Annotated in this window: 21 protein-coding genes and 2 pseudogenes; 16 read left to right on the top strand and 7 right to left on the bottom strand. The window is 71.8% G+C overall.

Annotated elements, in window-relative coordinates; translation table 11 throughout:
• Positions 1 to 66: 66 nt before the first annotated feature.
• The 3 genes from F1D97_RS07640 to F1D97_RS07630 are packed head-to-tail and all read left to right on the top strand — an operon-like array spanning position 67 to position 2,149.
• A complete protein-coding gene (locus F1D97_RS07640) occupies positions 67 to 747 on the top strand; it encodes a DUF6318 family protein (RefSeq protein WP_236123236.1) in 681 nt (226 codons plus the stop codon).
• Complete coding sequence (locus F1D97_RS07635) at positions 744 to 1,577, top strand: hypothetical protein (protein WP_157732455.1); 834 nt, start codon at positions 744 to 746, stop codon at positions 1,575 to 1,577. Before F1D97_RS07640 ends, F1D97_RS07635 begins: the two co-directional genes overlap by 4 nt.
• Before the next feature lie 59 nt (positions 1,578 to 1,636).
• Positions 1,637 to 2,149 (top strand): hypothetical protein, encoded by a 513-nt coding sequence (locus F1D97_RS07630; RefSeq protein WP_094179404.1) that lies wholly within the window; start codon positions 1,637 to 1,639, stop codon positions 2,147 to 2,149.
• A gap of 416 nt (positions 2,150 to 2,565) precedes the next feature.
• Here the strand turns inward: F1D97_RS07630 and F1D97_RS17570 are convergent.
• The 3 genes and pseudogenes from F1D97_RS17570 to F1D97_RS07615 all read right to left on the bottom strand — a co-directional run.
• Positions 2,566 to 2,667 (bottom strand): annotated as a pseudogene (locus F1D97_RS17570) (transposase); the annotation flags it as partial.
• 129 nt (positions 2,668 to 2,796) lie between these two features.
• On the bottom strand, positions 2,797 to 3,414 hold the full coding sequence (locus F1D97_RS07620; RefSeq protein WP_141319598.1) for a hypothetical protein: 618 nt from the start codon (positions 3,412 to 3,414) through the stop codon (positions 2,797 to 2,799).
• Positions 3,411 to 3,914 (bottom strand): sigma-70 family RNA polymerase sigma factor, encoded by a 504-nt coding sequence (locus F1D97_RS07615; protein WP_094179402.1) that lies wholly within the window; start codon positions 3,912 to 3,914, stop codon positions 3,411 to 3,413. The genes F1D97_RS07620 and F1D97_RS07615 overlap by 4 nt, the downstream gene beginning before the upstream one ends.
• An 869-nt stretch (positions 3,915 to 4,783) precedes the next feature.
• On the opposite strand from F1D97_RS07615, the gene F1D97_RS07610 reads away from it, so the two are divergent.
• The 6 genes and pseudogenes from F1D97_RS07610 to F1D97_RS07590 all read left to right on the top strand — a co-directional run bounded on the left by F1D97_RS07610 (position 4,784) and on the right by F1D97_RS07590 (position 10,340).
• The gene (locus F1D97_RS07610; RefSeq protein ID WP_094179401.1) at positions 4,784 to 6,007 is read left to right on the top strand and encodes a chymotrypsin family serine protease; all 1,224 of its coding nucleotides are present in this window, start codon (positions 4,784 to 4,786) and stop codon (positions 6,005 to 6,007) included.
• 203 nt (positions 6,008 to 6,210) lie between these two features.
• Positions 6,211 to 6,498, top strand: a complete 288-nt coding sequence (locus tag F1D97_RS07605) for a transposase (protein ID WP_157732454.1) — start codon at positions 6,211 to 6,213, stop codon at positions 6,496 to 6,498.
• Positions 6,495 to 7,031 (top strand): annotated as a pseudogene (locus tag F1D97_RS17565) (IS3 family transposase); the annotation flags it as partial. The gene F1D97_RS07605 and the pseudogene F1D97_RS17565, both read left to right, overlap by 4 nt.
• Before the next feature lie 148 nt (positions 7,032 to 7,179).
• Entirely contained in the window at positions 7,180 to 8,526 is a 1,347-nt protein-coding gene (locus F1D97_RS07600) for an IS30 family transposase (RefSeq protein WP_236123527.1), read from the top strand.
• Positions 8,477 to 8,821 (top strand): integrase core domain-containing protein, encoded by a 345-nt coding sequence (locus tag F1D97_RS07595; protein WP_236123235.1) that lies wholly within the window; start codon positions 8,477 to 8,479, stop codon positions 8,819 to 8,821. The genes F1D97_RS07600 and F1D97_RS07595 overlap by 50 nt, the downstream gene beginning before the upstream one ends.
• Before the next feature lie 289 nt (positions 8,822 to 9,110).
• Positions 9,111 to 10,340 (top strand): pyridoxal phosphate-dependent aminotransferase, encoded by a 1,230-nt coding sequence (locus F1D97_RS07590; protein WP_236123234.1) that lies wholly within the window; start codon positions 9,111 to 9,113, stop codon positions 10,338 to 10,340.
• Position 10,341: 1 nt separating this feature from the next.
• Here the strand turns inward: F1D97_RS07590 and F1D97_RS07585 are convergent, their stop codons facing one another.
• Positions 10,342 to 11,697 carry a multidrug effflux MFS transporter gene (locus F1D97_RS07585; RefSeq protein ID WP_396022567.1) on the bottom strand — a complete coding sequence of 452 codons (1,356 nt, stop codon included), beginning with the start codon at positions 11,695 to 11,697 and terminating at the stop codon, positions 10,342 to 10,344.
• Positions 11,698 to 11,954: 257 nt separating this feature from the next.
• Between F1D97_RS07585 and F1D97_RS07580 the strand changes: the two genes are divergently transcribed.
• Positions 11,955 to 12,686: an SOS response-associated peptidase gene (locus F1D97_RS07580; RefSeq protein ID WP_236123233.1), complete on the top strand. Its 732-nt coding sequence runs from the start codon at positions 11,955 to 11,957 to the stop codon at positions 12,684 to 12,686.
• A gap of 7 nt (positions 12,687 to 12,693) precedes the next feature.
• On the opposite strand, the gene F1D97_RS07575 is transcribed toward F1D97_RS07580, so the two are convergent.
• Positions 12,694 to 13,779 carry an adenylate/guanylate cyclase domain-containing protein gene (locus F1D97_RS07575; protein WP_236123232.1) on the bottom strand — a complete coding sequence of 362 codons (1,086 nt, stop codon included), beginning with the start codon at positions 13,777 to 13,779 and terminating at the stop codon, positions 12,694 to 12,696.
• 14 nt (positions 13,780 to 13,793) lie between these two features.
• On the bottom strand, positions 13,794 to 14,651 hold the full coding sequence (locus tag F1D97_RS07570) for a biotin--[acetyl-CoA-carboxylase] ligase (protein WP_236123231.1): 858 nt from the start codon (positions 14,649 to 14,651) through the stop codon (positions 13,794 to 13,796).
• A gap of 161 nt (positions 14,652 to 14,812) precedes the next feature.
• Here F1D97_RS07570 and F1D97_RS07565 point away from each other — a divergent pair, with 161 nt between their 5' ends.
• The 4 genes from F1D97_RS07565 to F1D97_RS07550 all read left to right on the top strand — a co-directional run bounded on the left by F1D97_RS07565 (position 14,813) and on the right by F1D97_RS07550 (position 18,969).
• The gene (locus F1D97_RS07565) at positions 14,813 to 16,417 is read left to right on the top strand and encodes an acyl-CoA carboxylase subunit beta (protein ID WP_236123230.1); all 1,605 of its coding nucleotides are present in this window, start codon (positions 14,813 to 14,815) and stop codon (positions 16,415 to 16,417) included.
• Between the two features lie 15 nt (positions 16,418 to 16,432).
• Positions 16,433 to 17,011 carry a hypothetical protein gene (locus tag F1D97_RS07560; protein WP_236123229.1) on the top strand — a complete coding sequence of 193 codons (579 nt, stop codon included), beginning with the start codon at positions 16,433 to 16,435 and terminating at the stop codon, positions 17,009 to 17,011.
• Positions 17,008 to 17,223, top strand: a complete 216-nt coding sequence (locus F1D97_RS07555; RefSeq protein ID WP_236123228.1) for an acyl-CoA carboxylase subunit epsilon — start codon at positions 17,008 to 17,010, stop codon at positions 17,221 to 17,223. The genes F1D97_RS07560 and F1D97_RS07555 overlap by 4 nt, the downstream gene beginning before the upstream one ends.
• A gap of 69 nt (positions 17,224 to 17,292) precedes the next feature.
• Positions 17,293 to 18,969, top strand: coding sequence for a DUF885 domain-containing protein (locus F1D97_RS07550; protein WP_236123227.1), 1,677 nt, complete (start codon positions 17,293 to 17,295; stop codon positions 18,967 to 18,969).
• A gap of 72 nt (positions 18,970 to 19,041) precedes the next feature.
• On the opposite strand, the gene F1D97_RS07545 is transcribed toward F1D97_RS07550, so the two are convergent.
• Entirely contained in the window at positions 19,042 to 19,731 is a 690-nt protein-coding gene (locus F1D97_RS07545; protein ID WP_236123226.1) for a vitamin K epoxide reductase family protein, read from the bottom strand.
• A gap of 166 nt (positions 19,732 to 19,897) precedes the next feature.
• Between F1D97_RS07545 and F1D97_RS07540 the strand changes: the two genes are divergently transcribed.
• Together F1D97_RS07540 and F1D97_RS07535 are read left to right on the top strand one after the other, a co-directional pair.
• Positions 19,898 to 20,596, top strand: a complete 699-nt coding sequence (locus F1D97_RS07540; RefSeq protein ID WP_236123225.1) for a Maf family protein — start codon at positions 19,898 to 19,900, stop codon at positions 20,594 to 20,596.
• Between the two features lie 338 nt (positions 20,597 to 20,934).
• A complete protein-coding gene (locus F1D97_RS07535; RefSeq protein WP_236123224.1) occupies positions 20,935 to 22,752 on the top strand; it encodes an acetyl/propionyl/methylcrotonyl-CoA carboxylase subunit alpha in 1,818 nt (605 codons plus the stop codon).
• Positions 22,753 to 22,759 lie beyond the last annotated feature (7 nt).

The raw sequence follows: 22,759 nt of genomic DNA, 5'->3' as shown, positions 1-22,759 counted from the left end.
GACGGTTGTCCACAGCCTCGTGGAACCGCCCCCGTCCGCCTGTCCGGTTTGGGTATGTTCACGGCCGTGCACCCGACTGCGACGACCACGACGCCTCCGACCCCGCGCCCCGCCCGCCGCGTGCTCGCGTCCGGCGCGGTCGCGCTCACCCTGGCTGCCGCGCTCACCGGCTGCACGGGCGGCGGCACGGCCGCACCGACCGCGTCCGCCACGGTTCCGACGACGGTCGCCCCGACCGCGAGCGCCTCACCCACCCCGTCGGCGACGCCCACGCCGACCGCCCTCCCGAGCAGCGCGGAGGACTTCTCGTCGATCGACCTGACGGTCCCCCCGCCTCGCCCGGACGCCCTGGACGGACCGCCGAGCGATGAAGCAGCCGCCGAGGTCGCCCGCTACTTCATCCTGATGTACCCCTACGCGGCAGCGACGCACGACACAACGGTGTTCGACGAGCTCTCGTACAACGACTGCGGGTTCTGCAACCGGTCGCTCGACAAGTTTCGCGAGTACGAGGCGACGGGCGTCGAGACGGAGGGCGGCGCGATCATCGTGCATTCGGCGGTGGCCGGCGAGATCTACGGCAACGCCTTCAACGCCACGGTGACGCTCTCCGAGAGCCCCACGCGTGATGTCGCCCCGGACGGGACCGTGGTGGACGAGAGTCCTGGCCTCGACGACATGGTGTACGACGTCGGCCTGAAGTGGTACGACGGCGCGTGGCTCGTGATGTCGGTGACTCACGCGTGAGAGCACCGGCGGCAGCCCGGCTCGTCGCGCTGGTGGGGTCGGCGCTCCTGCTCTCCTTCGCAGCAGCGACGAGCGCGAGCGCGGGCATCGAGTCTGGCGTCGAGGACGGTGACTTCTTCCTCGCCGCGAGTGCAGCCACCGCGGGCCTGAGTGCCTATGAGTCCAACCCGGACGCGGGGCCCTACGTGTGGAAGCGGGACCTGCCGTGCTGGAGCCGGTTCCCCGAGATCGACAAGGACTCGAACGAGGCGTGCTGGGGCGGGTCCGCCATCCAGCACGACCCGCCCCAGTGCGAGGACGGCGCACCGCTCATGCCCATCTGGCGCCGCCTGCGCACCGAGGAGACCTGGCACCAGCAGGTCGGCTGGCACTGCCCCGAGGACCTGATCCCGCGCGTGACGCAGGAGGACTTCCGGCGGCTGACGATCCCGGCCGCGCCCGCGCGGATGCAGCCCGACGGCGGCCCGGTGCTCGTGAACAAGAAGACGATCGTCTACACCGAGGCCGAGGTGCAGAACCTGCGCACCGATCTGCTGGGCTACGGCGTCGACATCGAGGCGACGCCCGTGTCGTACTCGTGGGACTTCGCCGACGGTCAGCCGCCGTTGGTCACGACGTCACAGGGCCACCGCTACCCCGACCACGACGTGTTCAGCACGTACTTCCACCCGGGCACGGCCCGGATCACGCTCACGACGACGTGGACGGGCCGCTACCGGGTGGACGTCGACCCTCTGCACAAGTGGCGCGAGATCGACGGCAACGCCCTCACCACGTCCACGACCCCCGCCTTCGAGGTCGTCGAGCTGCGCGGGCACCTCGACGGATGAGCCGGACGGATGCCCGAGAACGGGTTGCGCGGGGGCGATTCGTCGGGAAGCGTGTCCGCGTGACCACGACGACCCCCCGACGTCTCGCCGCTGCTCTCGTCCTGACCGCGTCGCTGACCGCGTCCTTCACGCTCGCGGGTTGCTCCGAGGCGGACGACGCCCGCAAGGCGGTGAGCGACGCCGCCTCCCAGGCCAAGGCGCAGGTCGACAAGGCTCGCGAGGCCATCGACGGCCTGCGCAGCACGGTCGACGACGCCCGCGCCCGGGCCGACGAGGTCCGCGACCAGCTCGCCGACCTGACGCCGGAGAAGAAGAAGGAGGCGCAGGCGGCGCTCGACGAGGCCACGGCCGCGCTCGCCGACGCGAAGGCCGCCGCCGAGGCCGCGAAGGACGACGCGTCGTCCGGGTCGCAGCGGGCGCTGGACGACGCGCGCGCCCGCGTGGACGAGGCGAAGGAGGCCCTCGACGACGCCGCGGCGGACGCGGGCGGCGACGCCGCGGACGGTCTGAGCGCCCTGGCGGGTCAGCTCCAGGACGTCGCGGACGATCTGCGCTCGGCCTCCGGTTCCTGAATCACGCGGCCGCGCCGTCTTGCACGGCGAATGGCGCCCGTTCGGGTGATTTCTCGACCGTTCGGCGCGGGACGTTGTCTCTGCGGCTGCGGGTGCCGATCTTGAGAGACATGGCAGACCGTCGAGCAGTTCGACGCCACCACGTCGAGTGGTGGGTCGTCGCTGCATGGTCGTCGTTGGCCCTCATGGTCATCGCCGGCCTCACCGCCGCCGCCGGCACCTTCTGACCCGGCGCGCTCGTCGCCGTCATCGGCGCCGTGCGCGGTCAGGCCGGCACGGAAGGTGGCTCAGCGGCCTGTCCGTGCATCCATCGCGCGCACGAGCTCGTCGGCGTGATGGAGCATCGACCCGACCGACCGTCAAGTACGAGGTGCCTCACCGCGGTCGATCGGGCGGTCCGCGGCACGCCGCACCGCCTCGAACGTGCCAGCCCGGTCCCTGGGGACCTCGATCTGCACCGGGCCACCCTTGATCAGCACTGTCTCCGCCCGGGTGCCGTTACGGGCGTTACCCTCCCCGCGAGGCGTCCTTCTCTTGCTTCTCGTAACCCAGGTGAGCGGTGATTTCACCCTCGAGCGCGGACTCCAGCACGATCTTCGTTACCTGGGCCAGAAGTCACGCCACAGGGCAGCCATGAGTTCACCAGGCTATCGGCCTCCTGCCGCTGGGTCCCAGACGCCGCGAAGCGGCAGATCGACGTGAGCGCATGCCTCCGGAATCGTCAGCCGTCCGTACCCGTTGCCCGCCATCTCGACGTCGTCACCGAGGCCATAGCTCTTTCCCGTGGCCACGGAGGTCAGCGTCGCCGTCTGCGCATCCCAGCGCCAGCTCGTGTCGAGTGCAAGGACGAACCCTCGCGCCTCGTCGACCAGGCATCCGTCGCGACTTGCCAGTGTGTACAGCGACGGTCCCAGGAACGTGCGGATTCCCTCGGACACAACCGCCTCGACCTTGTGGGGGCTGGGCGGCGCTGTGGCGCGGGGTTCCTGTCCGCCCACGCTCGTCGTGTCTGCAAGATTCGTCGAAGCTTCCCTCCCAACCTGGTGCGACACTGCTCCGGCGAGTGCAGCGGCCAGCGCCGCGGACGCCGCGACACCCGCGATGAGCAAAGCGCGGCGCGGCTGTCGTCCTGGGGGAAGCGTTACCACGGGCAGGACTTCGACATGCTCGCGAGAGTCCGAGCACGCATCGCACCGCAAGGCTTGCGCGAGCTCGCGCTGGACCGTCACGCGAAACTTGTCGGCGAACGCTCGTTCGTTGATCACTTGATCTCCCTGTGCCTCTCCGTTTGGACAGCGAGCTGTCGAAGGGCGCGGTGCGCAGCGACGCGAACCGCGGCGCGTGTCGTCCCCAGCACGTCCGCGATCGTCTGATCGTCAAGCTCTTCGATGTACCGCAGCGCGAGCACCGCCCGGCTACGGGCAGGCAGTGACCGGATCCGGCGCACTGCGGCGTCCAGGTCGTCGACGCCCGCCATCGCGTCGTGGCCGTCCGCTACGTCGGCGTGTTCCGACACGTATACGGTGCGCTCGTCGCGCGAACTAAGGAACACCCGCACGGTGGCCTGGCGGACGTAGGCCCACGGGTAAGTGGCGGCGCAGACCATAGACCACCGAGGAACTAGTCGGGCGAGTGTCTCCTGAACCACGTCCTCAGCCGTGTCGAGGTCGCGGCAGAGCCCCAGCGCCAGGCGAAGCATCGCGGGTCGATAGCGCGCGACAAAGCCGCCGATGTCGTCCACCGAGTCCAGCGGCTCGACCGCCATGACGCCCCTTCCTCACTGCTAGTTCTACAGACATAGACGGGCCCGGCGTGTCGAACTGTTACAGACGCTCTTCCCCAAGCGCCATGAACCGCCTGCAAGTTGAGTCACCACTGGCGTAGCAGAGGGTCGCACGACCTCGGTCGCCTGCTCGGGCGCGACTGCCAGTACTTGCGCTTATCGCTCATCACCCTCCTCGGGTGATCAGAGCGACCACCGTCCCCAAGCCCGACGGCTCCGGGAAGTGTCAACGAGCCAACGGGGTCCTCGTCGAAGGGCACCGACCTGTCGCGCTGGTCCGCCGAGAACCTCAAGGCCGTCGCCTTGGCCGGCGTGTCCGGAGGGCTGGTTTGTGGTGTCAGCTCGCTCGTTCGAGGGGTTCGCTGCGAGAGTAGTCGACCTGTTCGGCCTCGATCCGGGTCAGGTCGTCGATCACGGTGTGGGTGCGCTCGCTGTTGAACCACAGCACCCACGACGCGGTCGCGGCCTCGACCTGGTTCAGGTCGCGCGAGGGGCCTTCGTGATGGATCAGCTCGGACTCACATCACGAGATCGCTTCGTACATCGACACCTACCACCACAGGCCCCACTCCGGACTGGCCTCGCACCCCCGCCGAGGTCGCCCGCACCTGAGCCGACCCCGGAATCCCTACGCACCACAGCGACCTGACCCGTCACGACCACGGCGTCCACGTCAGAGCCCCGGACTTTTGCTGCAGCACTCTCGCCGCTGGCATCCTTTGGGCAACTTTTCTGGAGGAGGAGCGTTGCAACGATTCAGGAGCATCAGCGCGTTGGCGGGACTGACGATTGCGATCGGGGCGTCAGTTATCGGAGGGCCGGTACGGGCCGCAGACGACACTGTCCGGATCGTGGACGAGATCGACCCAGAAACGTTCGACAGACTCACCGAGCCGGTACGCGAGAAGGCTGGCGAAGTCATTGCCCAGTACTCGGTGGCGATGCAGAATGCCGACGACGGCCACCTCCCCGACAAAACACCCTTCTGGGGGTATGATCGCGACGCCTTCACGCGCACCGCGTACGAGTCGTTCGACCTGCTTGCAGAGAAGCATCCCGACGCCTTCGGCGGCGGTGCCGTTGACCCGCTTCGCGCCATCGCATATATCGGCGTAGTTGGCGACAATGCCAGCGCGCTGGAAAGAGCAATAAAGGATCTGGCGCCAGACATTGAGTACGAGTTTGTCTCGTTGCCATTCACGCATGCGTACAAGACCCGAGTGGAGAGCGCCCTCACAGAACTGGCTCTCGGATCAATTAGCGGGTCGTCGATCGCAGAGCGGTGGTGGGTCAACCTCGACCCGGACCAGATCAGGTCCGACCCCACCGTCTTGGCTGCGAACGTGACCCGGGCCGCCGAACTGCCTGAGAGTCAGGTGGACCAACTCGCCAAGGCGATGACCTCCGCGCTAGCGACAGGCGGGTACGTGGTCGCAGGTCCAGTCGTCCTGATCCCCGCGCAACCTGAAGTGAAAAGCCACTCGCTCGCCTCAGGCGTATTCCTTGACGTCGGCGGCTATACGCACTGTACGAGCGGGTATGCGATGAAGAAGATCTCGACAGGTACCACATACTCGACAACCGCTGCACATTGCGTGGATGCTGGCACGATCCGACGCAGCGGCACCATCCTCCCCGCATACGCGAGTGGTTCCGCCATGGGGGAACCCAACTACCTCCCAGACCAAGACTGGGCATTCCTCTCTGTGCCCTCCCCCGTGGCTCCGGCCATCGGCAAGATCTACGTCTCGTCGAACGAGATTCACTCGGTTGATGGCCCGTGGCGATCGACTTGGACTGGAGACTTGCGCTGCAAGAAGGGCGCAACGACGGGCAAGACATGCGGCTACGACGACGGCACGTGGTGTGGGTACGGTACCGCGACTTTCACCGCCGCCGGCGGCGACTCCGGCGGGCCTGTGTTCTACCCCTACGGGACGGTACTGGCCGCCGGCCTCCTGACCGGTGAGTGCAGACCCACCATTGACATGCCGTGGAAGGTTGTCTACACGCGCATTTACAATGTCGAAAAGGCGTACGGCGCAAACGCCCAGTACACGGTCGTTCCGGGCTAATTCCCGGGACATCGGCTGGTGGATGACGCCCCTCCCGGTGGATTGACGGCTGGAGGCTGACCCGCTTCCGTGGACACCTTTGCTTGGCTCTTCGCCGTTCGGGTGGGGACTATGTGATCAGCCCGCCGGCGGCCAGGGGAGCCTGACCCGCTTCCCCGGACACCTGCCCTGAGGTGACGATGTCATCTCCGAGAGGAGTCCTTGTGCCTGCAGCCAAGCCGCCGGAGTTCCGGCGTCGAGCGGTCGACCTGGCCCGTAGCGGCCAGCAGCCCGTCAGGAAGGTCGCGTCCGATCTGGGGATCAGCGAGTCATGCCTGCGCCGGTGGATGGCCCAGGGCGACGTCGATACGGGCCGCCGTGAAGGCATCAGCACGGACGAGCGCCGTGAGCTGGTCGAGCTGCGCCGCCGCAACCGGGTGCTGGAGATGGAGGTCGAGATCCTCAAGCGCGTCTCGGCGTTCTTCGCCCGGGAGAACGTCCTCCCAAAATGACTGCCCGGCTGGTCCAGGAGCTGGCGGCCGACGGGGTGCCCGTCGCGCTGACCTGCCGGGTGCTCGGCATCTCCCGCTCCGGGCTCTACGACGCCATTCGTCGGCCGCCGAGTGCTCGCGCGGTCGCCGACCAGGCCTTGACCGCGACGATCGTGGCGATCCACCACGGGTCGCGCGCGACCTACGGTGCCCCCAGAGTTCACGCGGAGTTGCGCCTCGGGCTCGGGGTCTCCTGCGGGCGCAAGCGCGTGGCCAGGTTGATGCGCGCGGCGGGGCTGGCCGGGGTGTGTCACCGACGCAAACGCCGTGGCCAGCGACCGCTGCCGGCGCCGCACGATGACCTCGTGCAGCGCCGGTTCAGCGCCGATGGCCCGGACCGGTTGTGGTGCACGGACAGCACCGAGCACCCCACGAGCACCGGGAAGGTCTACTGCGCTGCCGTCCTGGACGTGTTCACCCGCAAGATCGTGGGCTGGTCGATCGCCGACCACATGCGCTCCGAGCTGCTCGTCGACGCCCTGCAGATGGCCATATGGCGCCGCCAGCCCGCACCCGGTGCGATCGTGCACGCGGACCGAGGCAGCCAGGGCGGACTCAACCGGTCGTCGCAACACCTCGTGATCACGGAGGTGTCAGGTGGTGCGACGGCAGCAGCAGGCGGACCGGGCGTTGCGACCGGCGATGCGTTCACCGGGGCGGCCGATTCCCGCTCGGCATGTGGAGCGGGAGTTCTGGCGGTTGATCGCGGCGGGCAAGAGTTCCGAGGAGGCCGCGGCCGGGGTTGGTGTGTCGTGGCCGGTCGGGTCGCGGTGGTTTCGTCACGCTGGCGGGATGGCGCCGTTGCCGCTGGCCGAGCCGACCGGCCGCTACCTGTCGTTCCACGAGCGCGAGGAGCTCGCACTTCTCAAAGCGCGCGGGCTTGGTGTTCGCGCGATCGCCCGCGAGCTGGGGCGTGATCCGGGGACGATCTCGCGGGAGCTGCGACGCAACGCGGCGACCCGGGGCGGCAAGCCCGAGTACCGGGCGACGGTCGCGCAGTGGAAGGCGCAGACCGCCGCCCGGCGCCCCAAGCCAGCCAAGCTCGTCATCAACGCTCGTCTGCAGGAGTACGTCCAGGTCCGGCTGAGCGGCCAGTTGCGCCGACCGGACGGGACGCTGGCGGCAGGGCCGGCGACGACCTGGAAGGGCCTGAACAAGCCGCACCGCAGCGACCGGCGGTGGGCGACGGCCTGGAGCCCGGAGCAGATTTCGCGGCGGCTGGTCATCGACTTCCCCGACGATGAGGACATGCGCATCAGCCACGAGGCGATCTACCAGGCGCTCTACATCCAGGGACGCGGGGCGCTGCAGCGCGAGCTGGTGACCTGCCTGCGGACCGGCCGGGCGCTGCGCAAGCCCCGGGAGCGGGCCCGCAACAGGCCCCAGGGGCACGTCACGGCTGACGTCGTCCTGGCCGAGCGGCCCGCCGAGGCCGAGGACCGGGCAGTGCCCGGGCACTGGGAGGGCGACTTGATGATCGGGCTGAACCGGTCCGCGATCGGCACCGTCGTGGAACGCACGAGCCGCTACACCCTGCTGGTCCACCTGCCACGTCTCGAGGGCTACGGGACAGTCCCACCGGTCAAGAACGGGCCCGCGCTTGGCGGCTACGGCGCCATCGCGATGAAGGACGCCCTGACCGCGACGATGACCACGATGCCGTCCGAGCTGTTGCGGTCGTTGACTTGGGACCGCGGCAAGGAGCTGTCCGCCCACGCGCAGTTCAAGATCGACACCGGGATCGCCGTCTACTTCGCCGACCCGCACTCACCCTGGCAGCGCGGCACGAACGAGAACACCAACGGGCTGCTGCGCCAGTACTTCCCCAAGGGCACCGACCTGTCCCGCTGGCCGGCCGAGGACCTCCTGGCCGTCCAGGCCGCGATCAACAGCAGACCCCGCAAGGTCCTCGGCTGGAGAACACCGGCCGAGGACCTCGATGAGCAGCTACGGTCGCTCCAACGGGCAGGTGTTGCATCGACCGGTTGAACCCAGTCAGTACACCTCCTGGGTGTTCGGGCACCGGCTGCGCTCCGCCGGCCTGCTCGGATCCATGGGCCGGGTCGCCTCGAGCGTGGACAACACGATGATGGAGTCGTTCTGGTCGACCCTGCAGCGCGAGCTGCTCGATCGTCGCGCCTGGGCATCCCGCGAGGAGCTCGCCTCGGCGATCTTCGAGTGGATCGAGGGCTTCTACAACCCGCTCCGGCGCCATTCCGGCCTCGGCTACCGGTCCCCGAACGACTTTGAGGACCTTCACACCGCCGCTACCGCGGCGGCATGATCACCCAACCGAACTGTCCGGCAAACCGGGTCAGGCTCCTCGCCACCGTCGATCGCCCTGGCGACGGGATCTGCTCCCGGTAGGCCCGCACATGCTTCTGCCTCTTGCCGTACGGCATACCCGCTCCACCCCTCGCTCGAGGTGTTACGACGGCCGATCGAACCCACCACCCAGTTCCGCAAGCAGGGAGGGCACTGCGGCCTCGAGGGATGTCGTTCGGGAACACGACACCTCACGGACGACGAGACGCGTCCGCGCTCTGCCGACGTGCGACCTACGCTCCGTTGCCATGAGCACTCCCCGTTGGGTCGATGTCGCCCGCGCTGCCAACCTGCTCGGAGCGGACGGCAGGCCGCGCGCGACGATCTTCGCCGAGATGTCGGCGCTCGCGGCGGCCACGGGCGCGGTGAACCTCGGCCAGGGGTTCCCGGACGTCGACGGGCCGGAGTCCGTGGCGCGCGTCGCGGCGGAGTCGATCGCCAGGGGGGTGAACCAGTACCCGCCGGGTCCGGGGATCCCCGAGCTGCGGCACGCGGTCGCAGCGCACCAGTCACGCCACTACGGCATCGAGCTGGACCCGGACACCCAGGTGCTCGTCACCGCGGGGGCCACGGAGGCGATGGCGGCCACGGTGCTCGCGCTGGCCGGGCCCGGCGACGAGGTCCTCACGCTCGAGCCGTTCTACGACGCGTACGCGGCGGTGATCGCGCTGTCGGGTGCGACGCACACGACCGCTCCCCTGCGCGCGACGCCCGACGGGTTCCGGCTCGACGAGCAGGCGCTCACCGCCGCGTTCACATCCCGCACGCGCCTCGTCGTCGTGAACACCCCGCACAACCCGACGGGTGCGGTGCTCACCCTCGCGGAGCTCGAGCTGGTCGGCCGGCTCGCGCGCGAGCACGACGCGCTCGTCGTGACCGACGAGGTGTACGAGCACCTGACGCTGCCGGGCCCGGACGGGGCGCGGCCGCGGCACATGCCCATGGCGTCGCTGCCGGGCCTGGCGGAGCGGACGCTGACGATCTCGTCGGCGGGCAAGACGTTCTCGTTCACGGGCTGGAAGATCGGCTGGGTCAGCGGGCCGGCCGAGATCCTCACGGCGGTGCGGACCGTCAAGCAGTTCCTCACGTACGTGAACGGTGCGCCGTTCCAGCCGGCGATCGCGTTCGCGCTGCAGGACGAGGGTGTGGCGGCGTGGGTCGACGAGCTCGCGGCGTCGCTCGCGCGGCGTCGGGACCTGCTGAGCGAGGGGCTGCGCGCGGCGGGCTTCGCGGTCGCGCGGCCGCAAGGCACGTACTTCGTCGTCGCCGACGCTGCCCCGCTGGGCTACGACGACGGCGTGGCGCTGTGCCGGGACCTGCCGCGGCTGTGCGGGGTGGTGGGGGTGCCGGTCAGCGCGTTCACACGTCCCGGCTCGCCCACCGACGAGGCCCTGCGGTCCTGGGTGCGGTTCACGTTCGTCAAGCGCGACGACGTGCTCGCCGAGGCGGTCGACCGCCTCGCGCGGCTCGGGGCCTGACTCAGCCGGTCCAGCCGCCGCCGCGGCGGTACGCGGGGGTCGCCAGGGCGAGGACCGCGAGCGCGGCCATCGACGACCCGACCATGACGGCGGCCATGGCCACGGCGTCGCCGCCGAGGAAGCCGGACAGCGGCGAGATGAGGCCCGAGATCGCCGCCTGGGTCGCGCCGATCATGGCAGCGGCGGTGCCCGCGATCTCGCCGTGCCGGGACAGGGCGAGCGCGGACGCGTTCGGCGGCGCGAAGTTCACCAGGGCCAGGACGAGCCACAGCATGACGAGCAGCAGCGGCAGCCCGCCGAACCCGGTGGCGCACACGACGAGCAGCGCCAGCGTCATGCCGAGCGACGCGGGCAGCACCACGCGGATGATCCGGATGGGCGCGACCTTGCGGACGAGCGCGGCGTTGACCTGCGCGCCCGCGACGAGCCCGATGCCGTTGAGCGCGAACAGCAGCGAGAACTCGTGCGACGAGAGCCCGAACCCCTCCTGCAGGACGAACGGCGAGCCGATCACGTAGCTCATGAGCACGGCGTTGCCGAGGCCCGGCATGATCGCCAGGGCGAGGAAGTGCCGGTCACGCAGGAGCGAGCGGTAGCCGCGCAGCGCGGTGCGCAGACCGCCGTCGCGGCGGCGCGCGGCGGGCAGCGTCTCGGGCAGGCGCCGGCAGCACACGACCCACAGGAACGCACCGAACGCGCCGAGCCCGACGAACACGGCCCGCCAGCCCCACTCGCCCGCGATGAGCCCGCCGACGGACGGTGCGAACAGCGGCGCGATGCCGATGACGAGCATGAGCCGCGAGATGAGGCGCGAGGCGTCGGCGCCGACGAACCGGTCGCGGATCACGGCCATCGCGACGACGGTCGCGGACGCGTTGAAGAAGCCCTGCGCGACGCGCAGCGCGATGAGCATCTCGACGCCGGTGACCACGGCGCACAGCAGCGACGTGACGATGTGCAGCGCCACGCCGACGAGCACGGGCGCTCGGCGGCCGAACCGGTCGGACAGCGGGCCGATGACGAGCTGCCCGACGGCGCCGCCGAGCATCATCGCGGTCATCGTGAGCTGCGCGGCGGTGGCGGAGGTGCCGAGGTCGCGCGCGACGTCCGGCAGCGACGGCAGGTAGATGTCGTTGGAGATCGCCGGGAGCGCGCACATCATGCCGAGCAGCAGGACGTACTTGGCGTTCGGGCGGTACGCCGGGGTCCCGCTCGGCGTGGTGCCGCCGACCGGGACGGTCTCGGCGGCTGCGGCGGGTGCGGTGAGGCGTTCGTCGGAGGCGGCGGGCTGGGCGCTGGGGTTCACGTGGGGGTCGTCGATCGTCGCGCGGGTGCTGGGTGCGTGGGTGAGGGTCACAGGGGTCCGTCGTCGGGGTCGTGGTGGGGGTCCGCGGTCCGACGAGGACGTGTGCTCCGGGTGCTCGGCCGGCGTCCGACGTCGGCTGTCGCGGCGTCCATGGTGGCACTCTCGCGGGCCGGACGCGAATCGATTCGATGTTCTGACCTGGGCACGGCCCCGCGCTGACCTTCGCTTGACCCGGGAACCGGTCGGAGCGCCCGAATCGGGCACGCGCGGCGCGTCGGATGTGGGCGGCAGGTGGCAGGGTGTGCCCCATGTGCGGTCGTTACGCCTCCTTCCGCGAGGACCAGGCCATCGCCGACGAGTTCGCGGTGGCGGTCGTCGCCGACGACGTGCGCCTGCTGCCGCCGTCATGGAACGTCGCCCCGACGGACGGCGTGCGCATGGTCGTCGAGCGCGCGGACCGCGAGACGGGCGAGATCACCCGCCAGCTCCGCGTCGCCCGGTGGGGCCTGGTCCCGTCATGGGCCAAGGACCCGTCGGTCGGCAACCGCATGATCAACGCGCGCGTCGAGAGCGTCGCCGAGAAGTCGGCGTTCGCCCGCCCGTTCGCGCAGCGCCGCGCGCTGATCCCCGCGGACGGCTACTACGAGTGGCGCAAGCCCGGCCCGGACTCCCCCGTGCAGCGCAAGCAGCCGTACTACATCCACCCCGACGACGGCTCGCTCGTCGCGCTCGCCGGGCTGTACGAGTTCTGGCGCGACCCCGCCAAGGCCGACGACGACCCGGACCGGTGGCTCGTCTCGGCGACGATCCTCACGCGTCCCGCGAGCGAGCGGCTCGCGTTCATCCACGACCGCCAGCCCGTGATGCTCCCGCACGCCGCGTGGGACGCGTGGCTCGACCCGGCCGTCGACGCCGCGGGCGCGAGCGACCTGCTCGCCGCGACCCCGCCGGCCCTCGAACCCACCCCGGTGCGCCCGCTGGTCAACGCGGTCCGCAACAACGGCCCCGACCTCCTGCTGCCCGACCCGGAAGCCGCCTAGCGCGAGCTCAGCTCGTCGCGACGCGCAGGCGGACCGGGGTGACCGTGCCCAGGCCCTGGAGCTCGCGGACCGGCTGCTCCTCGCAGACGAACCGCGGGTCGGCTGCGAGCACCGCGGCCGTGCCCTGGTCCATGAGGACGGTCGACGGCTCGGCGATGTCCGTCAGCCGCGCGGCGAGGTTCACCGACGGCCCGAACACGTCCCCGAACCGCGACAGGACCCGCCCCCACACGAACCCGACCCGCACGGGCGTGACCCCGCGCGCCCCCTCGGCGAGGCCGCCCGCCCCCTGCACGGACGACACGTCGAGCTCGCGTCCGAGCGCGTCGGCGAGACCCAGCGCGACGAGCGCACCGACCTGCGGCGTGTCGGAGACGAACAGCACGGCGTCGCCGATCGTCTTGACGACCCGCCCGCCGGCCGCGGTGACCACGTCGCGCGCCTCGGCCTCGAACCGCTGCACGAACGCCGACAGGTCCGTGGACCCGAGACCCGCGGTGCGGCGCGTGAACGACACCATGTCCGCGAACCCGACGGCGCGCGCGAGCGGCAGCGCACCGGGCTCGTCGCCGGGCCGGCCCAGGTCGCCGAACTCGGCGGCGTACCGGCCGGCGATCGCCGCGAGCTGACGGCGGTAGGAGTGCACGAGCTGCGCCTCGAGCACGGGCGCGAGGTCCGCGAGGCGGTCGAGCACGAGCAGGCGCGCCGTGGTGTCGTCGAGCTCGTAGCGCGAGGACATGTCCTCCACGAGCGCCTCGACCTGCCACAGCGCGAGCCGGTCGGAGGTGTGCCCGAGCGCGCGCGTCACGGTCAGGACGGTGCGCAGGTCGAGGCCGTGGTCCCGCACGAGCGACGCGGCGCGGCCGATCGCGTCGGCGTCGTTCTCGGAGAAGTACTCGTCGTCCGGGTCGAGGTGCGGCAGGCCGAGCGTCGACCAGAACGTCGAGACGAAGTCGAGCGACATGTCGGCGCGATCGGCCAGGTCGCGCGCGGAGTAGCGGCGCGTGCCACCCAGGAGGGCGTCGTCGATCTCCTCGACGGTCGACGCCAGAGCGGCGTGCTCCTCCGGGGCGTCGGCGGCTGGATCGGGCACGGGTCGAGGGTAGTTCACGCCAGGGCCCGCAGGTGACGCACGTCACCCGCGAGGACACGCCGCTCGTCGTCGGCGGCCGTCCGCACGACGAGCGCGCCGTCGTCGTCCAGGCGCACCGCGACACCCTCCACCACGTCGCCGCCGGGCAGGTCGACCGCGACCCCGGTGCCGAGCGTCGACAGGACCGAGGCGACCTCGTCGGCCAGTCCGGAGTCGTGCACCGCACCGCCGGACGCGTCCCATCGCGTCTCGATCGCCTCCAGCGCCTCGACGAGGCCGACGAGCACCGCGAGCCGGTCGACGTGCCGCGCCCCCGCGAGCGCGAGCGACCCCGCGGACGGCACGGGCAGCTCGTCGGCGGCCTGCAGCACGTTGAGGCCGATCCCGACCACCGCGGCCGTCGTCCCGTCGGCGAGCGGCACGAGCTCGCTCAGCACCCCGCCCACCTTGCGCGCCGGGCCCCAGCCCTCGACCTCGCTCGACGCGGGCACGAGCACGTCGTTGGGCCACTTGAGCGAGGCCGCGACGCCTGCGGTGGCGCGCACGGCCCGCACCGCGCCGAGCCCGGCGAGCAGCGGCAGCCACCCGTACCGGTCGGCGGGCATGTCGAGGTGCACGACGAACGAGCAGGTCACCGCGGTCCCGGCGGGCGTCTGCCACGTCCGGTCGCGCCGACCCCTGCCCGCGACCTGGTGGTCGGCCACCAGCAGGCTGCGGTCCGGCCAGGACGCGGGGTCGGCGCGCAGGTCGCGCACCACGTCGGCGTTCGTCGAGCCGGTGGTCGCGACCACCTCGACGCGCGCGAGCGGTCCGTGCGGCTGCTGCAGCAGCGCGCGCACCTCGTCGGGGTCCAGCGCTGGTCGCGTCGTCATCGCCCAGTCCTCACGTCGTACCGGTCCCCCCATCCTGCCCCCGAACCGCCGCGGGACCGGACGCGTCGTCGGCGCGTTGTGGGATCGGCACGACGATCGACGCGCAAACCCGTCCGCGCCCTGCACCACGTTGGAGCGTGCCGACAACTAGCCTCGGTCGGGTGACGCAGACAGACGCGACCAGCCCGAGCGCGCCCGCACGCACGACCGCCGGCAAGCTCGCCGACCTCGCGGCCCGCCGCGAGGCGCAGGCGAGCGCCGAGGCGGCGGCGGTGGACAAGCAGCACGCCCGCGGCAAGAAGACCGCGCGCGAGCGCATCGACCAGCTGCTCGACCCGGGCTCGTTCACCGAGATCGACGCGCTCGTGCGGCACCGCTCGACGAACTTCGGGCTCGAGAAGAAGCGCATCCCGGGCGACGGCGTCGTCGTCGGGCACGGCACGGTCGACGGCCGCCCGGTCGCGGTGTACTCGCAGGACTTCACGGTGTTCGGTGGGAGCCTCGGCGAGGTGCACGGCCAGAAGATCACCAAGGTCATGGACCTCGCGCTGCGCACGGGCGTCCCGCTGATCGGCATCAGCGACGGCGGCGGCGCGCGCATCCAGGAGGGCGTCGCGGGCCTGACGCAGTTCGCGGAGATCTTCCGCCGGAACGTCGCGGCGTCGGGCGTGATCCCGCAGATCAGCCTCATCCTGGGCCCGTCGGCGGGCGGCGCGGTGTACTCCCCCGCGCTCACGGACTTCATCGTCATGGCCGACGGCACGTCGAACATGTTCATCACCGGCCCGGACGTGATCCGCGCGGTCACGGGCGAGGACGTGGGCTTCGAGGAGCTGGGCGGGGCGACCACGCACAACACGCGCTCGGGCGTCGCGCACTACCTCGCGTCCGACGAGGACGACGCGATCGACTACGTGCGATCGCTGCTGAGCTACCTGCCCCAGAACAACCTGTCGGACCCGCCGCTGTACCCGCACGAGAGCGACCTGGAGCCCTCGGACGAGGACCTCGCGCTCGACGCGCTGGTCCCCGACTCGGACAACCAGCCGTACGACATGCGCACGGTCGTCGAGACGGTCCTCGACGACGGCGTGCTGCTCGAGGTGCAGCCGCTGTACGCGGGCAACGTCGTCGTCGGGTTCGGGCACGTCGAGGGCCACCCCGTGGGGGTCGTCGCGAACCAGCCGCAGCAGATGGCGGGCACGCTCGACATCAACGCCGCGGAGAAGGCCGCGCGGTTCGTGCGCACGTGCGACGCGTTCAACATCCCGGTGCTGACGTTCGTCGACGTCCCCGGCTTCCTGCCCGGCACGGACCAGGAGTGGAACGGCATCATCCGCCGCGGCGCGAAGCTCATCTACGCGTACGCCGAGGCGACGGTCCCCCTGGTCACGGTCATCACGCGCAAGGCGTACGGCGGCGCGTACATCGTCATGGGGTCCAAGCAGCTCGGCGCGGACGTGAACCTCGCGTGGCCGACCGCGCAGATCGCGGTGATGGGCGCGGGCGGCGCGGTGAACATCCTGCAGCGCGGCGCGCTGAAGAAGGTCGCGGACGCCGGCGGCGACGTCGAGGCCGAGCGTCGGCGCCTGACCGCCGAGTACGAGGACGCGATCGTCAACCCGTGGGACGCTGCTGACCGGGGCTACGTGGACGCGGTGATCGAGCCGTCCGCGACGCGCGCCGAGATCACCAGGGCGCTGCGCCTGCTGCGCACCAAGCGCGCGGCCCTGCCGCCCAAGAAGCACGGCAACATCCCGCTGTAGAGACTGGACCTCACGATGACGCACGAGCACGACGAGCACGCGCACGACGAGCACGCGCACGACGACGGCCACGACTCGCCCTCGCACGGCCCCGCCCCGCTGACGGACGTGGACCCGGCCGACCTGCACGCCGCGGTCGACGCGCTCGCCGCAGCGCTGCACGAGTACGTCGACGTCGCGGTGGGCGTGCGCGCCGAGTTCGGCTCGACCGAGGCGGACGAGGACCCGCGCATCCTCGCGCTCGAGGCGCGTGTCGGGACCCTGAACGCCGCGCTCTACGACCGCATCCACGAGCGCCTGGGCATGCACTCGGACCTCACCGGGATGACCTGGCAGGACGACGACGGCGACTTTGACGACGACGCGCTCGCCGAGGCGGAGGAGACCGACTCGTTCCACGTGGGCCTCGTCGTGGTGCGCACACCGCGTGCGGGCGACCGCACGCTCGACTCGGCGCTCGACATCGTCGAGTCCGCCGCGGGCGACCTCACGCAGTCGCTCGTCGACGCGGGCTTCGACGTCGCGGAGTGGGGCGTCGCGCGCGGCTCCCACGTGGACTTCGGCGACGAGCACGACGACGAGGACGACGAGTGAGCGAGGACGCCCAGCTCCACGTGGTGCGCGGCGCGCCCGACGACGTCGAGCTCGCGGCGCTCGTCGCGGGCATCATGGCCGCCGCGACGGCCGCACCGGCCGACCAGCCGGCGACGCCGCGTGCGGCGTGGGCGGACCGGCGCCGCCAGCTCCGTCCGGCGCCGGCCCCGGCTCCCGGTCCCGACTCCTGGCGCTGGAGCCTGCGCGGCTGACCGGCCGCCCCTGCTGCGCGGGGGTTTCCGCTCGCATGCCCGGGGCTACCGGCGAGTAGGGTCGGGCGCATGCGTGAACCCACGGCCGTCGACGCCGTCGCCGAGAAGTACGTCAGCTCCTACGCCTCGCTCGACCCGCTGTCCGCGACAGGGATGGGTCTGGCGGGCCACGACCACGAGATGACCGACCTGTCCCCCGCGGGGCACGACGCGCGCGCGGACCTCACGCGGTCCACGCTCCTCGAGCTCGACGCGCTCGCGCCGGTCGACGAGGTCGACCGCATCACCGTCGCGGCCATGCGCGAGCGGCTCGGGCTCGAGCTCGAGCTGCACGCGGCCGGCGAGCACTTGCGCGACCTCAACAACATCGCCTCGCCCGTCCAGGGCCTGCGCGACGTGTTCGACATCATGCCGACGGGCGACATCGAGGCGTGGGAGAACATCGCGTCGCGCCTCACGGCGCTGCCGCAGGCGATCGACGGCTACGTCGAGTCGCTGCGCGCGGGCGCCGCGCGCGGGCTGGTCCCCGCCGCCCGCCAGGTCGCCGAGGGCGTGACGCAGGCCGTCGAGCTCGCGGCCGACGGCTCGTTCTTCACGGAGTTCGTGCACGGCCAGGCCGCCGCGGCCGCGCTGGACGACTCGTCGTCGTGCGCGCTCGTGCGCGCCGAGCTCGAGCGCGGCGCCGCGGGTGCGCGCGAGGCGTACGGCCGCCTCGCGGAGTTCCTGCGCGACGAGCTCGCGCCGCAGGCCCCGGCCGACGACGCCGCGGGCCGCGAGCGCTACCAGCTGTTCTCCCGCGCGTTCCTCGGCGCGACCGTGGACCTCGAGGAGACCTACGCGTGGGGTGTCGAGGAGCTCGCGCGCGTCGTCGCCGAGCAGGAGGCCGTGGCCGCGCAGATCGCCGGCCCGGGCGCCACGGTCGAGCAGGCCGTCGCCGCGCTCGACGCGGACCCGTCCCGCACGCTGCACGGCAAGGACGAGCTGCGCCGCTGGATGCAGGAGACGTCGGACGCGGCGATCGCCGCGCTCGACGGGACGCACTTCGACATCCCTGAGCCGCTGCACACGCTCGAGTGCCTCATCGCCCCGACGCAGTCCGGCGGGATCTACTACACGGGCCCGTCGGACGACTTCTCCCGCCCCGGCCGCATGTGGTGGTCGGTGCCGGCCGACGTGACGACGTTCAACACGTGGCGCGAGAAGACGACCGTCTACCACGAGGGCGTCCCGGGGCATCACCTGCAGGTCGGCGCCGCCGTGCACAACCGCGCGGACCTCAACACGTGGCGCCGCCTCGCGTGCTGGATCTCCGGCCACGGCGAGGGCTGGGCGCTGTACGCCGAGCGCCTCATGGCCGACCTGGGCTTCCTCGACGACCCCGGCGACCGCCTCGGCATGCTCGACGGCCAGCGGATGCGCGCGGCGCGCGTCGTGTTCGACATCGGCGTGCACCTGGGCCTGCCCGCTCCCGAGCAGTGGGGCGGTGGCCGGTGGGACGCGGACAAGGCGCTGGCGTTCCTGCTCGCGAACGTCAACATGCCCGAGTCGTTCGTGCGGTTCGAGTGGATGCGCTACCTGGGCTGGCCCGGGCAGGCGCCGTCCTACAAGGTCGGTCAGCGCCTGTGGGAGCAGACGCGCGACGAGGCGCGGGCCGCGGCGGGCGACGCGTTCGACCTGCGCGCGTTCCACGCCAAGGCGCTGAACCTCGGCTCGCTCCCGCTGGACGTGCTCAAGCTCGCGTTCTGACGGTCCCGGCACCGCCGACGACGAAGGCCCGGTCCCCACGAGGGACCGGGCCTTCGTCGCAGCGGATGCGGCTCAGAACAGGGTGTAGCCGTACTTGACCATGATCATTCCCGCCATGACGACGAGCAGCGCGATCGTCACGAACCAGTCGTTGCCCTCCTCGACGAACCGGCGGCCCCACACCCCCGCACGGCCGGGGAGCGCGATGTGGCCCTCACGGATGTTGATGCGCGTCAGACCGGCCCACACGAGCGTCGTCGTGACCGTGATGAGCAGGCACCACGGGCACAGCGCGCCGATCTCGAAGAACGACATGTAGAACAGCCACCACGCGAACAGGAAGCCGACCGTGTAGATCGCCTGCGCGGTGCGCATGAACCAGCGCGGGAACACCACGCCGCCGAGCAGCGCGACCGCGACCGTCAGCACCACCGCCTCGGCGGCGATGCCGAGGAACGCGTTCGGGAAGCCCAGCAGCTCGGCCGCCCAGTGCTTCGCGACCGTCGCGCAGTTGATCTTGTCGTTGAAGCTGCAGCTGAGGTCCGCGTCCTCGTCGGCCGCGAGCACGAGGGCCTCGACCGACAGGACGAACGAGGCGTAGAGCCCGATCAGGCCCGAGATGATCATCTCGATCGCGGTCCGGCGGCGCCACGCCGGGTCCGGGGGGGCGAGGAGCTCGGGGTCGTCGTCGACGACGTCGTCGAGCTCGAGGTCGTCGTCGTCCACGCCGTCCACGTCGACCACCGTGTTCTGCTTGCTCACGTGCCCTCCCTGAGGCATCCCCGGCGTCCGCCGCCGGTCACCCGACGCTGCGCAAGCGCGCGTTCGCCATTGTGACCCACGTTCCTGTGGGCGAACCCCGACATTCGTCCCCCGGCCACGCGGATCGGCCGCGGTCAGCGGGTGAACCGGTCGGTAGGGTCGGGCCGTGCCTCGCCTCCTGCTCGCGTCCGCGTCCCCCGCCCGTCGCGCCACGCTCCGCGCGGCCGGCATCGAGCCGCTGGTGGCGGTCTCCTCGGTCGACGAGGACGCGGTGCTGGCGCAGGCCCGCGAGCGCTACGTCGACGCGGACGGCCGCCTCGACCCGGCGGACGCGGTGCTGGTGCTGGCGCAGGCGAAGGCGCACGACGTGGCCGCGCACCTGCCCGACGCGCTCGCGGACGCCGACGACCTCGTCGTGCTCGGCTGCGACTCCATGCTCGAGCTCGACGGCGAGGTCCTGGGCAAGCCGCGCGACGCGGACGACGCGGTCGCGCGCTGGCGGTCGATGCGCGGCCGCGCGGGCACGCTGCACACCGGTCACTGGGTGGTCGACCTGCGCGAGGTGGACGACGACGCGCCCGAGCCTCGTCCCGGCTCTCTCGGCGCGGGACGCGGTGCCGTGCTGGGGGCGACGTCGTCGACGGTCGTGCACTTCGCGGACGTGTCCGACGACGAGATCGCGGCGTACGTCGCGACGGGCGAGCCGCTGGCCGTCGCGGGGGCGTTCACGATCGACGGGCTCGGGGGCCCGTTCGTCGAGCGCGTCGAGGGTGACCACCACGGCGTCGTCGGCCTCTCGCTGCCGCTCCTGCGTTCCCTCCTGCTCCAGATCGACCTCCCCCTCCCCACCCTCTGGACCCCCTGACCCCCCACCGCCCTCCGGGCCCGCGCCGCCGCCCCGACCCCGCCCTTCGTCCGGCTCACAGCCCCCGGAGCCGGAGCAACCCCCGCCTCGGCGAAGCCCCTTCCGCCGCGACCGTCATCGCTCCGGGATACGACGGTCGGAGCCGGAGGAAGTGCGGGGTCGCGGGCGCGGGGTTGTGGGGATCGTGCAGCGCGGTCCGGACAGGGAGACCCGGGTGGGCACCGGTCGTCGTCGGGTTCCTACAAAACCGGTGCCGGGCAGGTTGGGCGGAATCCCAATCTTGTCCGCAGCGGCGGCGGCAGCACGGCCCGGCCCGGTGGCGGGCGTTACGGTGAGCCGTGCCCTCCAGCCTGTCCGCCCCTGCCGTGCGCCCGCTGCGCAAGGTCCTCATCGCCAACCGCGGCGAGATCGCCGTGCGTATCGCCCGTGCGTGCCGTGACGCGGGCGTCGGGTCCGTCGCCGTCTACGCCGACCAGGACCGCACCGCGCTGCACGTGACCCTCGCCGACGAGGCGTTCGCGCTCGACGGTGCGCGCGCCGCGGACACGTACCTGTCGATCGAGAAGATCCTCGACGTCGCGGCCCGCTCGGGCGCGGACTCGGTGCACCCCGGGTACGGCTTCCTCGCGGAGAACGCGGACTTCGCCCGCGCGGTGCTCGACGCGGGCCTGGTGTGGGTCGGCCCGTCGCCGGACGCGATCGAGGCGCTGGGCGACAAGGTCAGCGCGCGGCACATCGCGCAGAAGGCGGGAGCGCCGCTCGTCGCGGGCACGCCCGACCCGGTGGAGGGCACGGACGAGATCCACGCGTTCGTCGCGGAGCACGGCCTGCCGATCGCGATCAAGGCGGCGTTCGGCGGTGGCGGCCGCGGCCTGAAGGTCGCGCGGACGTCGGACGAGGTCGACGAGCTGTACGAGTCCGCGGTGCGCGAGGCGGTCGCGGCGTTCGGGCGCGGCGAGTGCTTCGTCGAGCGGTACCTGGACAAGCCGCGGCACGTGGAGACGCAGTGCCTCGCGGACGCGCACGGCACGGTCGTCGTGGTCAGCACGCGCGACTGCTCGCTGCAGCGCCGCCACCAGAAGCTCGTCGAGGAGGCGCCCGCGCCGTTCCTCACCGACGCGCAGCGCGAGCAGCTCGTCACGTCCAGCAAGGCGATCCTGCGCGAGGCCGGGTACGTCGGGGCCGCGACGTGCGAGTTCCTCGTCGGCGCCGACGGCACGGTGTCGTTCCTCGAGGTCAACACGCGCCTGCAGGTCGAGCACCCCGTGACCGAGGAGATCTCCGGGATCGACCTGGTGCGCGAGCAGCTGCGCATCGCGTCGGGCGAGCCGCTCGGGTACGACGAGGTCGTGACGCGCGGGCACTCGATCGAGTTCCGCATCAACGGCGAGGACCCTGCCGCGAACTTCCTGCCCGCTCCGGGCCACATCTCGACGCTGCGGTTCCCGTCGGGCCCCGGTGTGCGCGTCGACTCGGGCGTCGTCGAGGGCGACACGGTCTCGGGCGCGTTCGACTCGATGATCGCCAAGCTCATCGTCACGGGCGCCGACCGGCAGCAGGCGATCGCGCGCGCCAAGCGCGCGCTGGCCGAGCTCGAGGTCGTCGGCATCCCGACCGTCGTGCCGTTCCACCGCGCGGTCCTCGAGGACGAGGCGTTCGCCCCGGCGGACGGCTCCACGCCGTTCGCGGTGCACACGCGCTGGATCGAGACCGAGTTCGCGGGCACGCTCGCGACGCTCGGCAAGGCGCCCGCCGCGACGCCCGCGCCCGAGGAGGACTCGCCCGCGCTCGAGCGCGTGGTCGTCGAGGTCGGCGGCAAGCGGCTCGAGGTCGTCCTGCCTGCCGCGCTCGGCCTGGGCCGCCCCGGTGCCGCCCGGGCCGCGGGCGCACCGCGCCGCCCGGCCCGCCGCAGCGGCGGCGGCCCGAAGGCCACGGCCAACGGCACGACGCTCGCGTCCCCCATGCAGGGCACCATCGTCAAGGTCGCCGTCGAGGACGGCGCGACCGTGGCGGAGGGCGACCTCGTCGTCGTGCTCGAGGCCATGAAGATGGAGCAGCCGCTGGTGGCGCACCGCGCCGGGAAGGTGACGGGCCTCGCCGCGGCCGTCGGCGCGAGCGTGAGCGCCGGGACCGCGATCTGCGAGATCGTCGACTGAGCCCGGT

This window comes from Cellulomonas palmilytica (assembly GCF_021590045.1).
GTDB classification, from domain to species: domain Bacteria; phylum Actinomycetota; class Actinomycetes; order Actinomycetales; family Cellulomonadaceae; genus Cellulomonas; species Cellulomonas palmilytica.
Note: the sequence above shows the minus strand (reverse complement) of the source record. Positions and strands in the feature narration are given on the sequence as shown.

Coding starts and splice junctions, on each gene's coding strand:
- F1D97_RS07550 (WP_236123227.1), top strand. CDS start 17,293: ATGCGTGAACCCACGGCCGTCGACGCCGTCGCCGAGAAGTACGTCAGC.
- F1D97_RS07600 (WP_236123527.1), top strand. CDS start 7,180: ATGCGTTCACCGGGGCGGCCGATTCCCGCTCGGCATGTGGAGCGGGAG.
- F1D97_RS07560 (WP_236123229.1), top strand. CDS start 16,433: ATGACGCACGAGCACGACGAGCACGCGCACGACGAGCACGCGCACGAC.
- F1D97_RS07590 (WP_236123234.1), top strand. CDS start 9,111: ATGAGCACTCCCCGTTGGGTCGATGTCGCCCGCGCTGCCAACCTGCTC.
- F1D97_RS07570 (WP_236123231.1), bottom strand. CDS start 14,651: ATGACGACGCGACCAGCGCTGGACCCCGACGAGGTGCGCGCGCTGCTG.
- F1D97_RS07595 (WP_236123235.1), top strand. CDS start 8,477: ATGAGCAGCTACGGTCGCTCCAACGGGCAGGTGTTGCATCGACCGGTT.
- F1D97_RS07580 (WP_236123233.1), top strand. CDS start 11,955: ATGTGCGGTCGTTACGCCTCCTTCCGCGAGGACCAGGCCATCGCCGAC.
- F1D97_RS07615 (WP_094179402.1), bottom strand. CDS start 3,914: ATGGCGGTCGAGCCGCTGGACTCGGTGGACGACATCGGCGGCTTTGTC.